The following is a 17,438-nucleotide window of genomic DNA, read 5'->3' on the forward strand; positions in this document are numbered from 1 at the left end:
CTCCTCCGCCACCGCCACCCCCGCCGGTCGTGATCATCGTTCCGCCGCGGCCGCTGCCGCCTGGCAATGCTTCGTTGACCCAGATTCTGCCCGGCCGCGCGATGGACGGCCGCTTCGTCACCGCGAACAGCAATATCACCGGCGACCGCGCCTTCTGGCAGATGAAGATCGCGCTCAACGTCGCGGCGATCGGCTGTCGCGGTCTGGAGGAAGCGACGCTCGTCTCGTCCTACAACACGATCATCAAGGCGCATGGCAAGGCAATCAAGGCGACCGAGAAGAGCGTGATCACGCAGCTCGGCAAGGAAAATAAGACGAACGGCGTCAAGGAACGCGACCGCCTGTCGACGCAGTTGTTCAACTATTTCGCGCAGCCGCCGGCGCAGCGCGAGTTCTGTGTGCGCGCCAACGAGATCGCCCAGATCGTTTCGACGACCCCCGCCGCTGACGTCGTCGCGCAGGCGCCGGGCCATCTCGCGCGGCTCGATCAACCCTTCGTCGATTTCTACGAAGCCTATGCGAAATATCAGCTCGACGTGATGGAATGGGACGCCAAATATGCGCCGCCGCCGCCGATCATGAGCGCGCCCGCGCCGCTGACGACCAACCCCAGCGTCCTCTATGCGCCGACGACGACGGCGCCGACCGCCACCCATGGCCCGACGGCGACCCCGGGGACCAATCCGGCCGGCTAGGAAATATTGCATGCGCCCCTTGGCGTCGGGGCGCAGCATTGTTAGCACGGACGGGACATGACCAACGCCCCGCCTCCGCCCTCGACAGCAGCCCAGTCGGCGCGCACGATCCTGACGCGGCTGCACGAGGTGATGGCGGCGCGCACCCATGCGCAGGGCAAGCTCAACCAGGTCGTCGGCATTATCGGCGAATGCCTCGATAGCGAGGTTTGCTCGATCTATCTGCTGCGCGAAGGCGCGCTCGAACTTTATGCGACGCGCGGGCTGAAGCAGGAGGCGGTGCACGTCACCCGCCTCGGCCTCGGCGAAGGCCTCGTCGGCATGATCGCCGAGCAGATCGAGACGCTGAACCTCGATGAAGCCGCCGCACACCCCGACTTCTCCTATCGCCCTGAAACCGGCGAAGAATTGTTCCACAGCTTCGCCGGGGTGCCGATCATCCGCCGCGAGCGCGCTGTCGGCGTGCTCTGCGTGCAGCACGCCGACCCGCGCCGGTATGACGATATCGAGATCGAGACGCTGCAAACCGTCGCGATGGTGCTGTCCGAGCTGATCGCCAACGCCGACCTCGTTGATACCACCGCGCGCATCGACGCCGCGGAGGCCGACCAGTCGACCCAACGGCTCAGCGGACAAAAGCTGGTCGACGGCATGGGCCGCGGCGTCGCGGTGTTCCACCAGCCGCGCATCGTCATCGAGCATACGGTCGCCGAGGATACCGAAGCCGAGCGGCACCGCGTCTATGCCGCCTTCGACAAGATGCGCGAACAGATCGACCGCATGGCGAGCCAGGCCGAATTCGGCGTCGGCGGCGAGCATGACGAAGTGCTCGAGATGTACAAGATGTTCGCCTATGACGAGGGCTGGTCGCGGCGGATCAACGAAGCGATCGACAGCGGCCTGACCGCTGAGGCGGCGATCGAGCGCGTCCAGCAGCGCACCCGGATGCGGATGCGGCAGATCGACGACCCGCTGCTGCGCGACCGCATGCACGATCTCGAGGATCTGTCGAACCGGCTGATCCGCATCGTGTCGGGGCAACTCGGCACCGCAGCGCAGATGGGGCTACGCCAGGATTCGATCCTGATCGCGCGCAACCTCGGCCCCGCCGAACTGCTCGAATATGACCGGCGCCGCCTGAAGGGAGTGGTGCTCGAAGAAGGTTCGCTCACTGCGCATGTCATCATCGTTGCGCGTGCGATGGGCGTGCCCGTACTCGGGCGCGTGCGCGACGTGCGGACCGTGATCCGCGAGGGCGATATGCTGCTCCTCGACGCCGCCGACGGCGCGCTGCATGTGCGCCCCACCCAGTCGATCGACGACGCTTTCGACGCCAAGCTCGAAGTGTCGCAAAAGCGCCGCGCCAATCTCGCCGCACTGCGCGACCTGCCCGCCGTGACCAAAGACGGCGTGCCGATCGACCTGATGATCAACGCGGGCCTGCGCGAAGACATCGCCGCGCTCGACCTCACCGGCGCGCGCGGTATCGGCCTGTTCCGTACCGAATTCCAGTTCCTCGTGTCGGCAACCCTCCCGTCGCGCGAGCGCCAGCAGCGCCTCTATCGCGACGTGCTCGACGCGGCGGGCGACCGCCCGGTGATCTTCCGCACCGTGGACATCGGCGGCGACAAGGCGCTGCCCTATATGAACACCGACACGGCGCTCGAGGAAAATCCAGCGATGGGTTGGCGCGCGCTGCGCCTCGCGCTCGAACGCGAAGGGCTGCTCAAGGTCCAGGCGCGCGCACTGATGGAGGCGGCGGCCGGACGGACGCTCAACGTCATGTTCCCGATGGTGTCCGAACCCTGGGAATATGAAGCTGCGCGCGCGCTGTTCGTCGGCCAGCGCGCCTGGCTCGCGAGCCACAACAAGAAATTGCCCGTCGCGATCCGCTATGGTGCGATGCTCGAAGTGCCGGGGCTCGCCGAAACGCTCGACCTGATGCTGCCGCACCTCGACTTCCTGTCGATCGGCACCAACGACCTCACGCAATTCCTCTTCGCCGCCGACCGCGCGCATCCGCGCCTCGCCGAACGCTACGACTGGCTGTCACCGACGGTGATGCGCTTCCTGTCGCGCGTCGTGAAAACGGTGCAGGGATCGAAGGTGAGGCTGGGCGTCTGCGGCGAAATGGGCGGGCGTCCTTTGGAAGCCATGGCGCTGCTCGGCATCGGCATCGAGCGCCTTTCGATTACCCCCGCCGGGGTCGGACCGGTGAAGGCGATGATCCGCTCGCTCGATCTCGCAGCGCTACGCCGCGACATGCCGGCGATCCTCGCGCAGCCGACATCGACCCCGCGCGCGCAATATACCGATTGGGCCAAGGCGCATCAGGTAGATCTCGGCGACTGATCGCCGTCGGTGGGCCGGGTCAGGCGGCGACCGGAAGCGCCGGACCGCTGGCTTCGTCGGCGGCCTTGTTCTTGACCTCGCCGGTCATCCGTTCGGCCATCCATACACAGGCCCACGCCAGCGCGATGCCGACGGGCACGTCGATGACATAATGCCAGCGGCTGGCGATCGATGTGACGAGGATGAAAAACAGGATCATCGAATAGAGCGGCAGGAGTATCCGGCCGTGTCTCCAGGCGAAGAGGAAGAAGAGGAAGGCACCGGCGGCGTGCAGCGACGGCATCGCCGCGAGGCCGACAGTGAAATTGGCGCCGCCATGCTGCGCAATCCACGCCGGCCCGTGATCGATCGAGCCCCGATAGAATTCCAGCATGCTCATCTGGCCCGTGGTGATGCCCGGATCGACGCCGCGTTCGTAAAGGAACGGCCCGATCGCAGGTGCCACCAGATAGGCAAGCGCGCCGAGCGCCTGAACCAGCAGCACCGAGACGACGAGGGTACGGAATTGCTTGGGCGTCTTGACTGCGTGATAGAGGAAACTTGTGTAGAAAAGCGCCATGAACGAGATCATGTAGAAGTTGGATTCATAAGAGATGAACCCAAACAAGTGGGTACGCAGATAGATGCAGGCGTCGACCACCGGCCGTACAAGCTCGTCGGTAGCCCAATAGAAATCGTCGAACATGACCGGATTGATGTGCGGGATCCACAGCTTCAGATTGAAGTGCGCAAAAAGGATCACGACATAACATGGCAGGGCGATGAGGAAACTCATTGCGACATCGCGCTTGCCCGCGACGAAGGTGATCGCGCCAAGCAGCGCCACCCCTATCAACGGATAGAGATAGTGAACGCCGACGAACGCCGCGCGGTCGCCGGAGGGCAGCACGACCGGCAGCCCGAGGGCGAGCGAAAAGGCGAACATGATCGCCAGGGTCGCGCCGGCGATGACGATCTCGGGTGGAAGGTTGCGAAGGCTGGGCCGCATGGTTCACCGCATCAGGAATTGGTCCGCTGCAGCGAACGCGTTACTGGACGCTCTCCCCGCCGGATTTCCTTGCCAGATCAGGGTTAACGAAGCGCTAAAGCGCCGATGGCGGCCGACCTCGAAATCATTGTCACGCCGATCTTGTTTATGTTATGTTCTCACTCCACATGCCGAGGAGAGAGATATGAGCGAGACCCCTGCCCGCGCCACCGGCCAATGCCATTGCGGCGCCATCCGCTATTCGATGCCGACCACCGTCGTCCACCATGCGCTGTGCAACTGCCAGGATTGCCGCCGCCATGCCGGCGCGCCGCTCGTCGGCTGGGCGCTCGTCGGCCAGGATGAGCTGGAAGTCACCGGCACGCCCAAGATCTATGCCTCCTCGGACCATGGCCGCCGCCACTTCTGCGGCGACTGCGGCACCGGCCTCTTCTACACCAGCGAAGCGGTCTTCCCGGAACAGATCGACGTCCAGTCGGCGACGCTCGACGACCCCGACCTGATCCCCGCGCAGATCCAGATCCAGACCGCCGAGCGCATCGGCTGGATGGAGACGCTGAACGACCTGCCCGCGTTCGAGCGCTATCCGGGCTAGCGCGCTGCGTCCGCCTCGACGACGGCACGCACCAGCTTCGCGATGTCGAGCCGGTTCTTGTCGTCGTCATAGCCTTGGCGAACGATCACCAGCTGCCGCGACGGGATGACGACGACATATTGGCCGCGGTTGCCGAAGGCGCCGAACGCGTCGGCGGGAATCCCCTCCGACTTGTTAAGCAGCCAGAAGCCTGCGCCATAACCGAAAGGCCCCTCTGGTTGCGGCCCGCTCGGCGTGGTGACGAAGCTGCGCCAGTTTTCAGGCAGAAGCCGGCGACCCTGCCACATACCGTCATTCTGGTAGAGCAGCCCCAGCCGCGCGAGGTCGCGTGCGCTGGTCCACACCTGGCTCGACAATATATAATCGCCGTCGACGTCATGCTCGATAAAGGTGCGCGTCATGCCCAGATGGTCGAAGAAATCGACCGGATCGAGCGCTGGGCCACGCCGGATCATCGCCGATTTGGCATTAAGTTCATCGAGCGCCCTTTGCCGCGCGGCTTTCAACGACTGGGCCGCGAGCAACGTGTCGTTGTTGGCGTAGCGGAACGTGCTTCCTGGCGGGTTCAGCAGCGGCCATTGCACCGTCCACTGGCGTACCGACGCGCCGCCCATATAGATGGCGTCGCTGCGATTGCCCGCGGTATCGCTGGTCAGGCCGCTCGCCATGCGCATCAATTGCTCGGTGGTGATCGCGGCGCGCGGGTCGCCCGGCGCCTGCCAGTCGGCGATCATCGCGGGCTTCGCGACGTCGATATCGCCCTCCAGAACGGCGTTGCCGATCAGCGTCGCCGCCATCGACTTCGCGACCGAAAAGGTCCGCTGCGCGGTGTGGATGTCGTGGCCGTCCTGATAATGTTCGACCGCGATCCTGCCGTCCTTGACGATCAGTAGCGCGCTGGTGCGGCCGCCAAATTCAGCGCTGGCCATAACCGCCCGTTCGTAGCGCGTCGGCGCGCGCGGCAACGGCGCGCGGGCGTCCTTGTCGCCGAGCGGCCAGGCTTTGTCGTCGAGCTTCGGCCGGCCGGGGCGATAGTCACTGCGGTCGCGCGGCGCGGCACCGATCGGCAGCGTCACGCATCCCTCGCGGCTGTCCCATTCGGCGATGCGCGGCGGCATGTCGTCACGGTAGCGGACCGAAACGCTCTTCGCCTTGTCGTCGACATCCGCCTTGAGCGTGCGGACATCGGCCTCGATCTCGGGATAGATGCCGGTGAGTTCGTCGCGCTCGATCGCGTCGAGCGACTTGCCCGCGCCGTTCCACAACGACGAACAGGTGAAGGCCGCGCGATAGCCCGCAGCCCAGGCGCGGTTGATCTCGGCATTGGCGTCGGCCGCCTGTGCGGGTAGCGCCGCTGCGGCCAGCGCGATGCCGAGCATGCAACGCGACAGCATCTCAGGGACGCTCGCCAAAAGCTTGGCGCTGCGGCTTTTTCGCGCGGTCCCACCAGGCACGGCGAATGACGTCGGCGATACGTTCGGGATCGGGCGAGCCGAAACGGACGAGCAGCCCCGGCCAGCCCTCATAATGCGCGGTCTGCCAAAAGGTCTCGGGGTCGGTTTCAAGCAATATATCCTTTTCTTCATGTGGTGCCATGACATGAAAGCTCCCCGCCCCGCGTCCCGGCGAGACGAAAGCCTTGCCGTTCACTTTCGGGCAGGGAGTGCCATAAAAGGGCGCCATTTCGACATCGGGCAAGGCGCAGGCAAAGGCGACCACATCGTTCCAGCTGTCGAACTTCGGTATCGTGCCGCCGTGCCCGATCAGTGTCTCGGTCACTTGGCGCGCACCGCGACCTGCTCCACCGCCTCGCCGACCGGCTGCATCGGCTGGAAGCGCATGCTGTCGACGACCAGCCGGTCGCCCACGATCGAGAAGTCGAACAGCGCCTGTCCGCCGCGCGGACAGCAATTGCCATCGCCGTCGCGCGCGATCGGAACAACCGCAAACATCTCGGCAAAGATGAAGTCGGCGGGTCCACGCAGCCAATAGCCCTTGGGAAGCATCGCGCTAGCTTCGTCGTACCAGCTCTCGAGGTCGACCTGACGCCATGCCGGCTTGTCATCCGCTCCCGCGAACAGCGCGTCGGCATTGCCCGCGCCGCTACCCGCAAGCGTGCCGGTGACATGGACGAGGCTGCGTTCGCTGTCGCTGGCGACAAGGTCAGGCGTCCCGATCGAACCGCTGCTCTCGGCAAAGCCCGCGAGCCAGGCCTTGCCCGCCGCATCGCGCGCGACCACCACGACCATCAAGGCACCCGGCCCGTCGCACGGCGCAAGCGACAATTTCTGCCACAGCAGGGTGCCGCCGCGCTCGGGCACCTCGATCCGTCCGCTCGCTTCGACCCCGCAGCGTCCGCCGAAATCATAGAGGCAGGTGTCGGCGATCTTCGCGATCCGTTCCGGCGCGAGCGAAATCTTCCCCGCGACGTCGGCCCGGCTGCATTCGCTTTCGACGCTACCGCTCGGACACGAGATGACGGGGGTCGCGATGGCAGCGAGCGCGAAGGTCAAAGACATGGCTGTTTCCCGGACGTGGTGCGACCCGATGAGATGGCTAGGGCGAAGCGGCGACCGAGGCAAGCGCGCCTTAAGGAGACAAAGGATACGGACGCACGCATCCGAAATGTCTCCTTTGTCGCTTTAAGACCGGTGTGGACCGCTGTGGCCAGCAGCAAGCGGTTCGAGATGAGCAGAACCGTCATCCCACAGGTAGATCATGCCGGGATTTATTAGGAAAGCGGTTTTTGCGGGGACGAGCGGACGGTAGCGGTCACTCCCTTATCTTGTCACTCCCGCGAAAGCGGGAACCCAGTGTGGGGTCAGCTAAAGCCGTCCTCACCCGCGCGCCTTCCGCTGCTCGTCCCACCAGGCGATGCGTTCGGCGATGCGCTTTTCGAAACCGCGATCGGTGGGGCGGTAAAAGGTCTGCGGCCCCATCTCTTCCGGCCAGTAATCGGCGCCCGAAAAGCCGCCCTCGGCGTCATGGTCATATTCATACCCCGCACCATAGCCGAGTTCCTTCATCAGCTTGGTCGGGGCGTTGAGAATGTTCGCGGGCGGCGCGAGGCTGCCGGTGTCTCGCGCCGATGCGAACGCCGCTTTCTGCGCGGCATAGGCCGCGTTCGATTTGGGCGCGGTGGCGAGATAGAGGCACGCCTGCACGATCGCGAGTTCGCCCTCGGGCGAGCCGAGGAACTGGTACGCATCCTTCGCGGCGAGGCATTGCACCAGTGCCTGCGGGTCGGCGAGTCCGACATCCTCGCTCGCGAAGCGAACGAGCCGCCGCAGCACATAAAGCGGCTCCTCACCCGCGACGAGCATACGCGCCATATAATAGAGCGCCGCCTGCGGGTCCGATCCGCGCAGCGCCTTGTGCAGCGCCGAGATCAGATTGTAATGCCCGTCGCGATCCTTGTCATAGACCGGCATACGGCGATGAAGCAGTTGCGCGAGCCCCGCCGGATCGAGCGGCTCGGCGATGCCCGCCGCGAACAATGTCTCGACCTGGTTGAGCAGGAAGCGCCCGTCGCCGTCGGCGCTCGCGGTCAGCGCTTCGCGCGCCGCATCGGTCAGCGGCAGCAGCTTGCCGACCTCGGCTTCGGCACGGGTCAGCAAGGTCGCCATAGCCTCCTGGTCGAGCCGGTGAAGGACCAGCACCTGCGCGCGACTGAGCAATGCGGCATTCAGCGCGAAGCTCGGATTCTCGGTCGTCGCGCCGACGAGCACGACGGTGCCGCGCTCGACATAGGGCAGGAAACCATCCTGCTGCGCGCGATTGAACCGGTGGATCTCGTCGACGAAGAGCAAGGTGCGCTTGCCCGCCGCCGCCATCTTCTCGGCATCGGCGAAGACCTTCTTAAGGTCCGCGACGCCAGAAAAGACCGCCGACAGCGGCGCGAAGCGCATATCGACTGCCTCGGCGAGCAGCCGCGCGATGGTTGTCTTGCCGGTGCCGGGCGGCCCCCACAGGATGATCGACGACAATTGCCCGGCGGCGACCATACGCCCGATCGCACCGTCGGGTCCGGTCAGATGTTCCTGCCCGACGACTTCGCCGAGGTCTTTGGGGCGCAGCCGTTCGGCCAGCGGCGCCGTTCCGGTCGGGCCGCCGACGGTCGTCACCGGCGCATCGTCACCGAACAGGTCGCCCGCCACGACCGCCTATCTCCGCCGCTGCTTCTGCCGGATCAGCCGCACATAGGTGTCGGCAACGGTCTGATTGATTGCGTCCCATTGATATTGCTGACTTTCGACGAGCGCCGCAGCACCGTGCCGCGCCCGCAAGTCGAGGTTCTGGCAATAATGCTGGAGATGATCGGCAAAGCCGGTGATCTGCCCGGGCGCGACGAGATGGCCCGTCACCCCATGTTTGACGATGCTTGCGCTGCCCGTCGCGCGCGCCGCAACAACCGGTAACCCGCACGCCATCGCTTCCAGCGTAACATTGCCGAAGGTTTCGGTGACCGAAGGGTTGAAGAAGACGTCGCACGACGCGAGCGCGCGCGCGAGGTCCTCGCCGCCCTGGAAGCCGACGAACTTCGCCTGCGGCAGGCGCGATTCGAACCACTCGCCGGCGGGGCCTTCGCCGATCACCACCACCTCATGCTTCACCTTGCGGCGATTGAGCACGTCGATCGCGTCGGCGAAGACGTCGAGCCCCTTTTCCATCACCAGCCGGCCGAGGAAGGCGATGACCGGCACATCGTCGGCGATGCCCAGCCCCTGCCGCCAGCCCATGTCGCGGCGCTCGGGGTTGAAGATGTCGCGCTCGACGCCGCGTGCCCAGATGCCGATATCGTAATTCATCCGCTGTTCGCGCAGCACCTGCGCAAAGCTTTCGGACGGCGCGATCAGCGCATCGCATTTGCGATAGAGCTTGCGCAGCCAGGCGACGATCAGCGGCTCGACGAAGGACAGGTTATAATAGCGGAAATAGGTTTCGAAGCGCGTGTGCACCGAACAGGCGACCGGCAGCCGGCGGCGGCGCGCCCAGGCCGCGGCCTGGCGGCAGACACGGTCGGGGCTCGATATATGCATGACGTTGGGCGCGAAGGCGGCCAGGTCCTCGCGCACCCTGCTCGAGAAATGGAGCGGAATGCGATATTCGGGGCGGTTCGGGATCGCCATCGACGGCACGCTGACCAGGTCGCCGGTCGGCTCGAAATCGGGATTCGGGACGGTCGGGGAATAGACGCGCACGGCGGCGCCCTCGCTCAGCAGATAGCCGACGAGCCGGTTCAGCGCCTTGTTCGCGCCATCGACGGTCATGTTGTAATTGCCGCTGAAGAGCGCGATGCGGAGATCGGAAACTTCCATCCGGCCCCCGCTAGACCCCTAGACGAGCAAATTCAATCTCAGTCGCCGGTCTCCGACGGCGCTTCGAGTTCAACCACGACCGGCGGATGCAGGCGCAGCCGGTGGACGCGGCGCTCGTCGGCCTCGGTTACCTCGATACGCCAGCCGCTCGGGTGGAGCAGGATTTCGCCGACCTCGGGGACATGCCCCGCGAGCACCGCGGACAAGCCGCCCAGCGTGTCGACATCTTCCTCGACCTCGGCAAGCCGCGGGTCGATCGCCTCGCCGATGTCGTCGAGTTCGGCGCGCGCATCGGCGTCCCAGCAGCCGTCGGCGCCAGGGCTGAACAGTTCGACGGGCTCGTCGTCATGCTCGTCCTCGACCTCGCCGACGATCTCCTCGACCAGATCCTCGAAGGTGACGAGGCCCTCGGTCCCCGAATATTCGTCGATCACGATGGCGAGGTGCGTGCGCTTGGCGCGCATGTCGGCGAGCAGGTCGAGCGCGTCCATCGACTGCGGGACATAGAGCGGCTGGCGGATCAGGTCGAGCAACGGCGGCGGGTCGCGTTTCTCGGCAAGCACCGCGAACACGTCCTTGACGTGGATCATGCCCACGACCTCATCGAGCGTCTCGCGATAGACCGGCAGACGGCTGTGCCCGGCGTCGGCAAAGATAGCGACGACCTCGTCGAAGCTCGCGCTCTCAGCAATCGCGATGATTTCGCCGCGCGGCACCGCGACATCGTCGACGGTCTGCTGGCCGAAATGGAGGAGATTGCGGACCATTTTGCGCTCGATCGGCGACAGGTCGCCGACGACGCTGCTGCCGCGGCGTTCCGGCCCGTCTTCCTCGGCCTCGTCGATGACCTCTTCGATCTGCTCGCGCAGCGACGGTTCCTTGTCGCCGCCGAACAGCAATGTCTTCAGCCCGGACAACAGTCCGGATCTACTACTGTCCTCTTCCGATCGGTTCGAAGATCCCTGGTCGTCGGGCATGGTCGTCTGGGTTTCCCTGTTAAATGTCGTCCGCATATGGATTGGCGAGGCCCAGCGATGCAAGCGCTTTCACTTCGAGCGCCTCCATAGCGCCCGCGCTCGCATCGTCCATATGGTCGTAACCGACGAGGTGGAGCGTGCCATGGACGATCAGGTGCGTGGCGTGATCCGCCAGCGCGATGCCCTTTTCCTCGGCCTCGCGCGCGCAGGTTTCGCGCGCCAGCACGATGTCGCCGAGCAGGATTTCACCGTCGTCGCTGTTCGCGAGTCCTTCGAGCAGATCCTGCTGCACTTGCGGAAAGGAAAGCACGTTGGTTGGCTTGTCCTTACCGCGAAAATCGCGGTTGAGCGTGTGGACCTCAGCATCGTCGGTCAGCCGCACCGACACCTCGACCAGCGGCGCAGCATCGGCGAGGCCCGCAAAAGGGGTCAGCGCCAGCGCAGCGGCCACCGCATCGGCGGCGCGCACCTCCCAATCGAGCGGGTCGGGCCAGGGGGTGGCGGAATAAGTTTCGACGGTCAGCATCAGCCTCGCAACTATCGGCAAGCGCCGATGTTGCACAGTCCTAATGCATATGCTTCAGCTTGTCGGGATTGCGCATCACATAGATTGCCGTGACCTTGCCGTCCTCGATCTCGAGCGCGGTCGTCTGGAACTCGCCGTCGGCCTCGCGGGTGACAAAGCCCGGCAGCCCGTTGATCGTGCCGGTATGGACCAGCGTAGAGCCATATTTTCCAAACAGCACGGCGAGGCTGCGGTGCAGCTTCAGCACGATGTCGTGGCCCATGACCGGCCCCATCGCGGCGGGACGCTTGCCGCCGCCGTCGGCCCACATGCCGACATCGGCGGCGAGCAGCGCGCCGAGCGCACCCATGTCGCCGCTACGCGACGCCGCGAAGAAAGCATTGGCGATTTCGAGCCCCTGTTCCTTCTCGAGCTTGTAGCGCGGGCGCGCGTCGCGGACATGGGTGCGAGCGCGTGCCGCGAGCTGACGCGTCGCGGCGGGGTCGCGGTCGATCGTCTTCGCGACCTCGTCGAAACCGACGCCGAAGACGTCGTGGAGAAGGAAGGCGGCGCGTTCGAGCGGCGACAGCCGTTCGAGCGCCAGCATCAGCGGCAGGGTTACGTCGTCCTCTTCCTCCTCCTCGACCAGCGGGTCGGGAAGCCAGGGACCGACATAGGTCTCGCGCCGGTTCTTCGCCGACTTGATCTGGTCGAGGCAGAGCCGCGTCACGGTGCGGCGGAGGAAAGCGGCGGGTTCACGCACCTGGCTGCGGTCGGTGCCGAGCCAGCGGATGAAGGCATCCTGCACCACATCCTCGGCATCGGCGACCGAGCCGAGCATGCGATAGGCGACGCGGGTGAGGAGCGGACGCAGCGGGTCGAAACCCGCCGCCGCGTCCGCCGCATCACTGGCGCCCTGGATGCCCCCGGCCGACATCAGGCCGCCTTCGCCGCGGGCATGTCGTACCAGAGGTCGAAGCCGACCGCGATGCGGTTCCAGCCGTTGATGACATTGATCATCAGGGTCAGCTTCACCTGTTCCTCCGGCGTGAAATGCGCTTCGAGTTCGTCCTTCACCGCCTTTTGTGTGTGGCCCTTTGCGACCGTGGTCAAGGCGTCGGTCCAGGCGAGCGCGGCACGTTCGCGGGGCGTATAGACCGGGGCTTCGTGCCAGGCCGACAACAAATAGATGCGCTGCTCGGTCTCGCCCTTGGCGCGCGCCTCAGTCGTGTGCATGTTGATGCAGTTGGCGCAGCCGTTGAGGATCGACGAACGGATCTTCACCAGTTCGATCAGGCTCGGTTCGAGGCTATCCTGCACGGCGAGCGAAAGCGCCATCCACTGCTTCATCAGCTGCGGCGCGGCGGCGAAGGGGTCGGTTACCTTGATCATCGTCTGTCTCCTTGCTTGGGTTGTGCAGACTTGACGAAGCGGCGCCGGCCGATGTGACATGCGACGCGAAAAAAGTTTCGCTGCGAGGATTTTTTGGCTGGCGCATGGTCAATGAGAAACACTGGGTTGCGACAATCACGCTTTGCCACACCCGAAAGCTGGCGTAGCAGTAACCATCATTCACCAAGCGAGGGGGGAGCGTCATGAAATTTCTCGATGGCTATAGCGAACAGGCCTATGCACTGCTGCGCATCGTCGCGGGCCTGTTGTTCATGGCACATGGTGTACAGAAGTTCCTGAACTTCCCCGCGCCCTTTCCCTATCCGCTGAACCCGATGCTGACCGCGGCGGGGATCATCGAACTCGTCGCGGGCATCATGATCGTCATCGGCGTCTTTACCCGCCCCGCCGCCTTCATCGCCAGCGGCATGTCGGCGGTCGGCTATTGGGTCGCGCATGGCACGCAAGGCCCCTTCCCGATCGCCAATGGCGGCGAGACGATCGCGCTTTACTGCTTCCTCTTCCTGTTCATCGCAACGCGCGGCGCGGGTATCTGGAGCGCTGACGGGGCGATGAAAAAATAGGCAAAAAATGGGGCAGCCCCTTGCGGAGCCGCCCCTGCAGTTGCGGGCTTCACATGGTGAAGGTCGTCAAAGCTTGCGCGTGTTCGTCTCGATCAGCTTCTTCGCTTCCTCGATCGCCTTCGCGGTCGTCAGCGTCTTGTCCTGGATCTCGTTCGCCATATCGAGCAGGCGGCCGCTGATCACGGTGCCCGTCTGCGCTTCCTCCTGGATCGCGATGCCGCCCTTGGCCAAAGCGACGCGGTCCCATTCGGCGCGGACGGCAGCCCAATAGTCCTTGGTCGCGGCCCAATAATCGTCGGCCGCCTTCACATCATACTGGTCGTATTTGATATAGGTGTTGAGGACATATTCCTGGACGATCGGGACCAGCTTGCCGTCCTTGATCCCCATCTTCGTGTTGTCCTGCCAATGGACCCAGCCGTCGGGCGATGGCTGTTGGCGATTGATCGAATAATAGCGGTCGTAGACCGGATTGCGCACGGCATCGCGGCGCGCGAGCGGGCGCCACGTCCAGTTCGAGCGCCAGCGGCGGATGCCCGCCTGCGTCTCGAACTGTCCCCAGCCGCCGTAACGCGGGCTGTCGTCGACCTGATAGACGGTCTGCGACCAGCGGCCGGTGCGCATCTTTTCGGGGACATCCTCCCACGTCCAGCTGTTGCGGTCCGAATAGACGAGCACCTTGGCGGGTTCATATTCCCAGTCCTGGCGCCAATGCTTGATGATCATGCTCTTGTCGTCGTCGCCGGTGATGACGAGCATATGCTGCAAGCGGATCACGCGACCCGTATCTTCGATCACGCGCACGACCTCGTTGCCGCCCGAACGCTTGGGTTCGAGGACTTCGTAATCCGGGTCCCAGCGCGTCGATTCCTGCATGTTGAAGCTGACGCGGTAATTGCCCGCCATCGCAAGGATGTCGGCGCGGTCCTGTTCGAAATTGGCAGCCGCGGCGTCCGCCGCGATCGGCGGGTGGGCCAGCGCCGCGACCGGCAGCGCGGCCGAGAGCAGCAACAGGCCGGCGGCCAGCGAGCGATAGGTGTTTTTCATCGGTGCAGTCCTTCTTGTGATCAGAAGCGGAAGCTGAGCGACACGCTCGCGTTGCGGCCAGGCTGGGTATAGGCGTCGGCGCTCGCCGGCGGGACGAGCGTTACCGGCACGGTCGCGGGGACCGACGAGACGAGCGCGAGACCGCGCACGTCGCTCCACCAGCTATATTTCTTGTCGAGGATGTTGAAGACGCCCGCGCGCAACGTCAGCCCGTCCATGATCCGTACGAAGGCGGTTGCGTCGAGGATGGTGAAGGCATCGGAGCGATAGCATTGCGGGGTGCAGACGCCGTCGGTCCGCGACGCTTCCTTGCGCGCGCTGTGCGTCATGATGATCTGGCCCCCGAAGCGTCCGTCGGTGTCGCGATAGCCGACCCCCGCCACAAGCTTGAGCGGGTCGATTGTCGACAGCGGAGTGCGCGCGCCATTGGGCTCGATCACGTCACCCGTCGCATAGGATAGGGCGAGCGTCGTATAGAGGCCGGACGACGCTCGCCCCTCGAAGCGTGCCTCGGCCCCCTTGACCCGGACACGATCGAGATTCACGAATTGATAGACCGCCGGATCGGCGGGGGTGAAGCTGCCGCTCACCACTTCCTGGCTGATGAAATCCTTGTAACGCGAGGTGAAGGCGGTGAGATCGAGGCTGACATTGTCGCTCGAAAACCGCACCCCGCCCTCGAAGCTTTCGCTGCGTTCGGGGCCGAGATCGGGGTTGGGCGCCGAGGTGTAGCCAAAGGCCAGATTTTCGAAGAACTGGTTCACCTGCCCCGGCTCGGGCGCCTTGAAGCCGGTCGCATAATTGGCGAACAGCCGGACCTGGTCGGTGATTTTCCACACCGCGCCGAATTTCGGCGAGACGCGCGAGCCGTCCTGCCCCGCACCCGCGAAGGTCGGCAGCAGCGGGTCGTTATCGGGCGACAGCTCGTACCAGTCGAAGCGCAGCGCGGGGTAGAGCGTCAGCGCGCCGTCGGCGATCGCGATCTCGTCGCCGACGAACAGGCCGGCGCGGGTGAAATCGGTGCTCGGGAAGGCACGGGTCGGGAAGACCTCGCCCGCCGGGGGAATGGTGCCGTCGCGCAGGCCGCGCTGGCGCGTCTTGCTGATGTCGCCGCCGAAGACGAGCCGGTGCGTGATCGCCCCGGTGGCGAAATCGGCGCGCGCGTCGGCGGCGGCACCGATCACGCGGTTCTCGAAGGTGTTGAGGCGCGTGCGATCGGCGGCCGGCGTACGGTCTTCCTCGGTGTACTGATTGTCCTCGCCATCCTGCCAGTAGAGCGCGACGCGGGCGAAATCGATCATCCCCTCGCCTTCCCAACTCCAGTCGAGCGACACGCGCTTGCGCTCGCCGCTATCGAAGCCTTCGAGCCGATCGACCGTGGTGGTGATCCCCGTCAGCCCGTTGGTATAGAGATGGGTGTCGAGATATTCGCCGGTCAGCCGCAGCTTGTGGCCATTGGCGGGATCATAGACGATCCGCGCCAGCGCCGCGTTCGATTTGCCATCCTGCGGATTGGGCTCGGTACGCGCAGCGCCGGTGCCGCCGACGGTTCCCTTGTTGTCGAGTTCCTTCCAGTCGCGCCGGGTATAAGCGGCCATCACCGACCAGTCGCCGCTGCGGCCTGCGATGATCGCCGTTTCGCTGAATTCGTCGTCGGCGCTGCTGTATGCACCGCGCACGAGTCCGCCGACCGACTTGCCGCCGGTCAGGAAATCGGCGGGGTCGCTGGTGACGAAGCTCACCGCGCCGGCAAGGCCATCGCTGCCGTAGAGCGCCGACGAGGGACCGCGCAGGATTTCGACCGACTTGACGAGACCGAGGTCGACATAGTCGCCGCGGCCCGCGGCCTGCGCGCCGAAGCTGAAACCATCGGGGACGCGCACGCCATCGACCTGGATCAGCACGCGGTTGCTGCCGATGCCGCGAATATTGAAGCTGTCGTTGCCCGCGCGGCCCGTGGCACCGAGTGCGGCGCCGAAACGCGCGGGCTGGCGCTGGACGCTGACGCCGGGTTCGAAACGGATGAGGTCGCGAATGTCGGTCGCCAGTTCGTTGGCAATCTGCTCTTCGGTGATCAGCGAGACGGTCAGCGGCACATCCTCGACGCTCTTTTCGGTGCGCGTTGCGGTGACGACGATCTGGTTCTTGCGCGCGGCCCAATATTCGCCGTCATTGTCCTGCGCCATCGCGGGCTGCGCGGTCGCGGCGAGCGCGATGCCGAGCGCGGTACCCGCAGCAAGACGGGAGACGGACGAACGCTGGATAGTCAATTTTATTCCCCTTGGCAGTTTGCGACTGACTCGCAATAGCGGCGCCATAACAGCAAGGGCGCGGCGGTCAAGCATTATGCTATTGAGAATCGTTTGCGTATCTGCACGGGACCGCACGCCGCCAAGTTCGCGGGGGAACTAACGCATTGCCCTCCCCCGCCCGGCGCGGCATGATGGTGGTCGGGGGGACAGGACCGATGGCGGCAGAGGTCTTCATCAGCTATTCGTCGAAGGACCGCACCATCGCGAACATGGTGTGCGCGCTGCTCGAGGAACGCGGCCATCGTTGCTGGATCGCGCCGCGCGACATATTGCCCGGCACCGAATGGGGCGAGGCGATCATCACCGGGCTGAAAGGCGCGCGCGTCTTCGTCCTCGTCTTTTCGCAGCACGCCAACACCTCGCCGCAGATATTGCGCGAGGTCGAGCGCGCGGTGCATCTCGGGCTGCCGATCATCCCCTTTCGCATCGAGGACGTCGTCCCCGAGCGCAGCCTCGAATATTTCATGAGCGTCCCCCACTGGCTCGACGCGCTGTCGCCGCCGGTCGAGGACCATATTTCGCGGCTCGGCGATGTGGTGAGCCAGCTGGTGTCGGGCGTCACCGACGCGCGCGACTATCGCTCGGTCAAGCCGCGCGGTGCCGCAGGGCTGAACTGGAATAATGCGTTGGTGCGCGCGGGCACCGGCGGCGCGGTGCTCGCGCTGCTGCTGCT

At 65.1% G+C, this 17,438-nt stretch carries 17 protein-coding genes; 5 read left to right on the top strand and 12 right to left on the bottom strand.

What is annotated here, in order from left to right; translation table 11 throughout:
• Positions 1 to 74 precede the first annotated feature (74 nt).
• Together B1A78_RS14095 and ptsP are read left to right on the top strand one after the other, a co-directional pair.
• Positions 75 to 695, top strand: a complete 621-nt coding sequence (locus B1A78_RS14095; RefSeq protein WP_256838370.1) for a hypothetical protein — start codon at positions 75 to 77, stop codon at positions 693 to 695.
• A 57-nt stretch (positions 696 to 752) separates the two neighbouring features.
• Positions 753 to 3,047: a phosphoenolpyruvate--protein phosphotransferase gene (gene ptsP / locus B1A78_RS14100; RefSeq protein ID WP_077147570.1), complete on the top strand. Its 2,295-nt coding sequence runs from the start codon at positions 753 to 755 to the stop codon at positions 3,045 to 3,047.
• A gap of 19 nt (positions 3,048 to 3,066) precedes the next feature.
• On the opposite strand, the gene B1A78_RS14105 is transcribed toward ptsP, so the two are convergent.
• Complete coding sequence (locus B1A78_RS14105; protein ID WP_077147571.1) at positions 3,067 to 4,035, bottom strand: phosphatase PAP2 family protein; 969 nt, start codon at positions 4,033 to 4,035, stop codon at positions 3,067 to 3,069.
• Positions 4,036 to 4,219: 184 nt separating this feature from the next.
• On the opposite strand from B1A78_RS14105, the gene B1A78_RS14110 reads away from it, so the two are divergent.
• Complete coding sequence (locus tag B1A78_RS14110) at positions 4,220 to 4,630, top strand: GFA family protein (RefSeq protein WP_077147572.1); 411 nt, start codon at positions 4,220 to 4,222, stop codon at positions 4,628 to 4,630.
• Here the strand turns inward: B1A78_RS14110 and B1A78_RS14115 are convergent.
• From B1A78_RS14115 to B1A78_RS14155, 9 genes are all read right to left on the bottom strand, one after another.
• Positions 4,627 to 6,024: a serine hydrolase gene (locus B1A78_RS14115; RefSeq protein WP_077147573.1), complete on the bottom strand. Its 1,398-nt coding sequence runs from the start codon at positions 6,022 to 6,024 to the stop codon at positions 4,627 to 4,629. The genes B1A78_RS14110 and B1A78_RS14115 overlap by 4 nt on opposite strands.
• A 1-nt stretch (position 6,025) precedes the next feature.
• Positions 6,026 to 6,409, bottom strand: coding sequence for an MmcQ/YjbR family DNA-binding protein (locus B1A78_RS14120; protein WP_256838373.1), 384 nt, complete (start codon positions 6,407 to 6,409; stop codon positions 6,026 to 6,028).
• Positions 6,406 to 7,149 carry a hypothetical protein gene (locus B1A78_RS14125; protein ID WP_077147574.1) on the bottom strand — a complete coding sequence of 248 codons (744 nt, stop codon included), beginning with the start codon at positions 7,147 to 7,149 and terminating at the stop codon, positions 6,406 to 6,408. The genes B1A78_RS14120 and B1A78_RS14125 overlap by 4 nt, the downstream gene beginning before the upstream one ends.
• Before the next feature lie 318 nt (positions 7,150 to 7,467).
• Complete coding sequence (locus tag B1A78_RS14130) at positions 7,468 to 8,787, bottom strand: replication-associated recombination protein A (RefSeq protein WP_083734182.1); 1,320 nt, start codon at positions 8,785 to 8,787, stop codon at positions 7,468 to 7,470.
• Positions 8,788 to 8,793: 6 nt separating this feature from the next.
• Positions 8,794 to 9,948: a glycosyltransferase family 1 protein gene (locus tag B1A78_RS14135; protein ID WP_077147575.1), complete on the bottom strand. Its 1,155-nt coding sequence runs from the start codon at positions 9,946 to 9,948 to the stop codon at positions 8,794 to 8,796.
• A gap of 38 nt (positions 9,949 to 9,986) precedes the next feature.
• Positions 9,987 to 10,925 carry a hemolysin family protein gene (locus B1A78_RS14140; RefSeq protein WP_077147576.1) on the bottom strand — a complete coding sequence of 313 codons (939 nt, stop codon included), beginning with the start codon at positions 10,923 to 10,925 and terminating at the stop codon, positions 9,987 to 9,989.
• A gap of 19 nt (positions 10,926 to 10,944) precedes the next feature.
• Positions 10,945 to 11,451: an rRNA maturation RNase YbeY gene (ybeY, locus tag B1A78_RS14145; protein ID WP_077147577.1), complete on the bottom strand. Its 507-nt coding sequence runs from the start codon at positions 11,449 to 11,451 to the stop codon at positions 10,945 to 10,947.
• A 40-nt stretch (positions 11,452 to 11,491) separates the two neighbouring features.
• A complete protein-coding gene (locus tag B1A78_RS14150; RefSeq protein WP_077147578.1) occupies positions 11,492 to 12,367 on the bottom strand; it encodes a sigma-70 family RNA polymerase sigma factor in 876 nt (291 codons plus the stop codon).
• Positions 12,367 to 12,822, bottom strand: a complete 456-nt coding sequence (locus tag B1A78_RS14155; protein ID WP_077147579.1) for a carboxymuconolactone decarboxylase family protein — start codon at positions 12,820 to 12,822, stop codon at positions 12,367 to 12,369. The genes B1A78_RS14150 and B1A78_RS14155 overlap by 1 nt, the downstream gene beginning before the upstream one ends.
• Positions 12,823 to 13,025: 203 nt before the next feature.
• Here B1A78_RS14155 and B1A78_RS14160 point away from each other — a divergent pair, with 203 nt between their 5' ends.
• Positions 13,026 to 13,406, top strand: coding sequence for a DoxX family protein (locus B1A78_RS14160; protein ID WP_077147580.1), 381 nt, complete (start codon positions 13,026 to 13,028; stop codon positions 13,404 to 13,406).
• Positions 13,407 to 13,472: 66 nt separating this feature from the next.
• Here the strand turns inward: B1A78_RS14160 and B1A78_RS14165 are convergent, their stop codons facing one another.
• Together B1A78_RS14165 and B1A78_RS14170 are read right to left on the bottom strand one after the other, a co-directional pair.
• Entirely contained in the window at positions 13,473 to 14,453 is a 981-nt protein-coding gene (locus B1A78_RS14165; protein WP_077147581.1) for a DUF6607 family protein, read from the bottom strand.
• A gap of 20 nt (positions 14,454 to 14,473) precedes the next feature.
• On the bottom strand, positions 14,474 to 16,723 hold the full coding sequence (locus B1A78_RS14170) for a TonB-dependent hemoglobin/transferrin/lactoferrin family receptor (RefSeq protein ID WP_372236882.1): 2,250 nt from the start codon (positions 16,721 to 16,723) through the stop codon (positions 14,474 to 14,476).
• A 197-nt stretch (positions 16,724 to 16,920) separates the two neighbouring features.
• Between B1A78_RS14170 and B1A78_RS14175 the strand changes: the two genes are divergently transcribed.
• Positions 16,921 to 17,438, top strand: a 518-nt coding sequence (locus B1A78_RS14175) for a toll/interleukin-1 receptor domain-containing protein (RefSeq protein ID WP_179102054.1), incomplete at its 3' end; no start/stop codon positions are given.

Origin of the sequence: Sphingopyxis sp. KK2, from assembly GCF_001990265.1 — a bacterium.
Classification (GTDB): domain Bacteria; phylum Pseudomonadota; class Alphaproteobacteria; order Sphingomonadales; family Sphingomonadaceae; genus Sphingopyxis.

What these genes read in the sequence shown, in the direction of transcription:
- ptsP (WP_077147570.1), top strand. Translation starts at nt 753, where the DNA reads ATGACCAACGCCCCGCCTCCGCCCTCGACAGCAGCCCAGTCGGCGCGC.
- B1A78_RS14110 (WP_077147572.1), top strand. Translation starts at nt 4,220, where the DNA reads ATGAGCGAGACCCCTGCCCGCGCCACCGGCCAATGCCATTGCGGCGCC.
- B1A78_RS14155 (WP_077147579.1), bottom strand. Translation starts at nt 12,822, where the DNA reads ATGATCAAGGTAACCGACCCCTTCGCCGCCGCGCCGCAGCTGATGAAG.
- B1A78_RS14115 (WP_077147573.1), bottom strand. Translation starts at nt 6,024, where the DNA reads ATGCTGTCGCGTTGCATGCTCGGCATCGCGCTGGCCGCAGCGGCGCTA.
- B1A78_RS14105 (WP_077147571.1), bottom strand. Translation starts at nt 4,035, where the DNA reads ATGCGGCCCAGCCTTCGCAACCTTCCACCCGAGATCGTCATCGCCGGC.
- B1A78_RS14165 (WP_077147581.1), bottom strand. Translation starts at nt 14,453, where the DNA reads ATGAAAAACACCTATCGCTCGCTGGCCGCCGGCCTGTTGCTGCTCTCG.
- B1A78_RS14135 (WP_077147575.1), bottom strand. Translation starts at nt 9,948, where the DNA reads ATGGAAGTTTCCGATCTCCGCATCGCGCTCTTCAGCGGCAATTACAAC.
- ybeY (WP_077147577.1), bottom strand. Translation starts at nt 11,451, where the DNA reads ATGCTGACCGTCGAAACTTATTCCGCCACCCCCTGGCCCGACCCGCTC.
- B1A78_RS14125 (WP_077147574.1), bottom strand. Translation starts at nt 7,149, where the DNA reads ATGTCTTTGACCTTCGCGCTCGCTGCCATCGCGACCCCCGTCATCTCG.
- B1A78_RS14140 (WP_077147576.1), bottom strand. Translation starts at nt 10,925, where the DNA reads ATGCCCGACGACCAGGGATCTTCGAACCGATCGGAAGAGGACAGTAGT.
- B1A78_RS14150 (WP_077147578.1), bottom strand. Translation starts at nt 12,367, where the DNA reads ATGTCGGCCGGGGGCATCCAGGGCGCCAGTGATGCGGCGGACGCGGCG.
- B1A78_RS14160 (WP_077147580.1), top strand. Translation starts at nt 13,026, where the DNA reads ATGAAATTTCTCGATGGCTATAGCGAACAGGCCTATGCACTGCTGCGC.